Origin of the sequence: Streptomyces sp. NPDC047028, from assembly GCF_040644095.1 — a bacterium.
GTDB lineage: Bacteria > Actinomycetota > Actinomycetes > Streptomycetales > Streptomycetaceae > Streptomyces.
The window spans coordinates 1-3,368 of the sequence record NZ_JBEYVS010000116.1; the positions used below are offsets into that span (position 1 = coordinate 1).

Here is a 3,368-nt window from a genome sequence, read left to right on the forward strand (position 1 = left end):
GTTCCAGGGCGGCGCCTTCGACCCCTGGGGCGGACCCGGCTACGACAAGTGCGCGGAACTGATCAACGACAAGTTCGCCGACGTGTTCTACAAGCAGAACATCGCCGTCGGTGCGACGTCGCAGAGCTTCTCCATGACCTACGGCGGCACCAACTGGGGCTGGCTGGGCATGCCGCAGAACTACACGTCGTACGACTACGGCGCGGCGATCCGCGAGAACCGCCAGCTGCACCCGAAGTACTACGAGGACAAGCTGATCGGCTACTTCACCCAGGCCGTGGCTCCCCTCACCAAGACCGACCCGCTGGCCGCGACACCCCCCGACAACACGAAGATCACGGACACGGCGCGCGTCAACCCCGACACCGGCACGCAGTTCCACGTCCTGCGGCACACCGACTCCACCGCCACCAGCACCGACAAGACGCACGTGACGATCGACCTCGGCGCCCACACCGGATACACCTACGACGACCTGGACCCGGCCCTGGACTACAGCGGCGGCTGGTCGCACGCCGGCGCGGAACAGGACTGGACCGAGGGCGACTACAAGCGCACCGAGACCTTCTCGGACACCGCCGGTGACAGCCTCACCGTGCCGTTCACCGGCACCGGCGTGAAGTGGATCAGTAACTACGACGGAAACCACGGCACCGCCGACGTCTACCTCGACGGCACCAAGGTCAAGACCGTCGACACCTACGGCTCCCCCCGGAAGAAGCAGGTCCTGGCCTACCGGGCGAGCGGCCTCAAGAAGGGCCCGCACACCCTGAAGATCGTGGTGACCGGGGAGAAGAACAGCGCCGCCACCGGCACGTTCGTACCGGTCGACGCCATCGACGTCACCAGCGGCTCCTCCGCCGACGCCGTCTACACCGTCCCCCAGCAGCCCGGCACCTCGCTCACCCTGGACGGCCGCGAGTCCTCGATCCTCCTCGCCGACTACGACCTCGGCGGCAACCACCTCCAGTACTCCACCTCCCAGCTCATGACCGACGCCACCATCGCCGGCAAGGACATCGCCGTCCTCTACGGCGACAAGGGCTCCGACGGCGAGACGGTCCTGCACTACGACTCCAAGCCCCAGTGGAAGACCACCGGCGGCGACGTCGACGTCAACTGGGACGAGAGCACCGGCGACCTGCGCCTCAACTACCGGCACGACGGCCTGGCCCGCGTCAGCATCACCGGCGGCGGCCACCCGCTGACCCTGCTGCTCGCCGACAAGACGGTCGCCAAGACGTTCTGGCGCCAGGACACCTCGCACGGTCCGGTCCTGGTGCGCGGTACCCACCTGCTGCGCGGCGCGTCGTACGACGGAACGACCCTGAACCTGACCGGCGACACCGGCACCGACGGCTCGGTGGAGGTCTTCGCCGACGCCCACTCCGTCACCTGGAACGGCAAGCGGGTCCACACCACCGCCACGGACGGCGGCGGCGTCACCGGCACCCTGCCCACTGCCGCCCCCGTCGAACTGCCCGCGCTGACCGGCTGGAAGCACACCGCGGAATCCCCCGAGGCACAGCCCGGATTCGACGACTCCACCTGGCAGGTCGCCGACAAGACGACCAGCCACAGCACCACCACCCCGGGCAACCTGCCCGTCCTGTTCGCCGACGACTACGGCTTCCACACCGGCAGCACCTGGTACCGCGGCCGGTTCACCGGCACCGGCAAGGAGACCGGCATCAGCCTCTCGACACAGAGCGGCGGCCGCGCGGCGGCCTCCTCGGTCTGGCTCAACGGCCACTTCCTCGGCAGCTCCACCCAGGACGGCCGCACGACCTACACCTTCCCCGCCGGCACGGTGAAGACCGGCGGCGACAACGTCATCTCCGTCCTGACCGTCAACATGGGCCACGAGGAGGACTACAACGAGTCCAACGGCAACAAGGCCGCCCGGGGACTCACCGGCGCCCTGCTCACCGGCGACCCGCTGAACACCGTCACCTGGCGGCTCCAGGGCGTACGCGGCGGCGAGAAGCCCGTGGACGACGTACGCGGCCCGCTGGCCACCGGCGGCCTGTACGGCGAACGGGCCGGCTGGATGCTGCCCGGCCACCCCACCGCCAAGTGGACCCCCACCACCCTGCCCGCGACCGACACCACCCCGGGCGTCTCCTGGTACTCCACCGACGTCACCCTCCACCTGCCCAAGAAGCAGGACACGTCCCTCGGCCTCACCCTCACCGACGACCCGTCCCGCAAGTACCGCGCGGAGATCTACGTCAACGGCTGGCACATGGGCAACTACGTCAACTACCTGGGCCCGCAGCACAGTTTCCCCGTCCCCGACGGCGTCCTGAACCCGCACGGGAAGAACCGGATCACCATCGCGGTCTGGAACCTGGACGGCTCCACCGGCGGCCTGGGCAAGGTCGCCCTGACGAACTACGGCAGCTACGCCTCCTCGCTGACCGTCGCCCAGAACGACAGCCCCCGCTACCACAAGTCCCAGTACGCCATGCCCGCCGCTCCGAAGGCGTCCGTCGCCCTGAAGACGCCCGGATCGGCCGCCGCGGGAGGGCACTTCACCGCCACCGCGACCTTCCAGGTCGCCGACCACGCCCCTGAGGCCTCCGACGTGACGGCTCGACTGGACGCACCCGACGGCTGGAAGGTGACCCCCAAGACGGCACCCGACGCGTCCGACGCCCGGCGCGTCAAGGCCGGCGGCTCCTTGACGTACAGCTGGGACGTCACCGCCCCGTCGGACGTCGCCAAGGCCAACGCACTGAAGGCCACCGCCCACTTCGAGCAGCGCCACAAGCGCAGCACCGCCCGTGACGAACGGATCGTCGCCGCCACCCCGCCCCCGCCGCCCGCCGGCACCGTCAAGGTCAGCGACCTGGAGTTCCTGTCGGCCACCAACGGCTGGGGCCCGGTCGAGCGAGACCAGAGCGTCGGCGGCAACCAGGGGAACGACGGCACCCCGCTCAAGCTCGGCGGCACCGTCTACGACAAGGGCCTGGGCACCAACGCGCCCAGCGACGTACTGATCAACCTCGGCGGACAGTGCAGCAAGTTCACCGCCACCGTCGGCGTCGACAACGGCGACCCCGCCAGCGTCACCTTCTCCGTCATCGTCGACGGCAAGACGCTAGCCACCACCCCGGTCATGTACGGGAGTTCGGACCCCGTCACCATCGACGTACCGGTGACCGGCGGCCAGATCCTCGACCTGTCGGTGGGCGACGGGGGAGACGGCCCCGGCAACGACCACGCGGACTGGGCGAACCCGGTACTGACCTGTTCCTGACCGTCCCCGCAACCCCCCGCACGGGCCGACCGGGCCGTCCAGCACGGCCCGGCTCGCGTTCCGCCTTGGCGGCCATCAGCTCGGAGAGATAGCCGGGCGCCTCCAA

The 3,368-nt window shown here is 69.7% G+C and carries 1 protein-coding gene; it reads left to right on the forward strand.

Annotation, left to right across the window (positions count from 1 at the left end; all coding sequences use genetic code 11):
- A partial coding sequence (locus ABZ854_RS37120) for a beta galactosidase jelly roll domain-containing protein (RefSeq protein ID WP_361220442.1) occupies positions 1–3,262 on the forward strand: 3,262 nt, incomplete at its 5' end.
- Between the last annotated feature and the right edge of the window lie 106 nt (positions 3,263–3,368).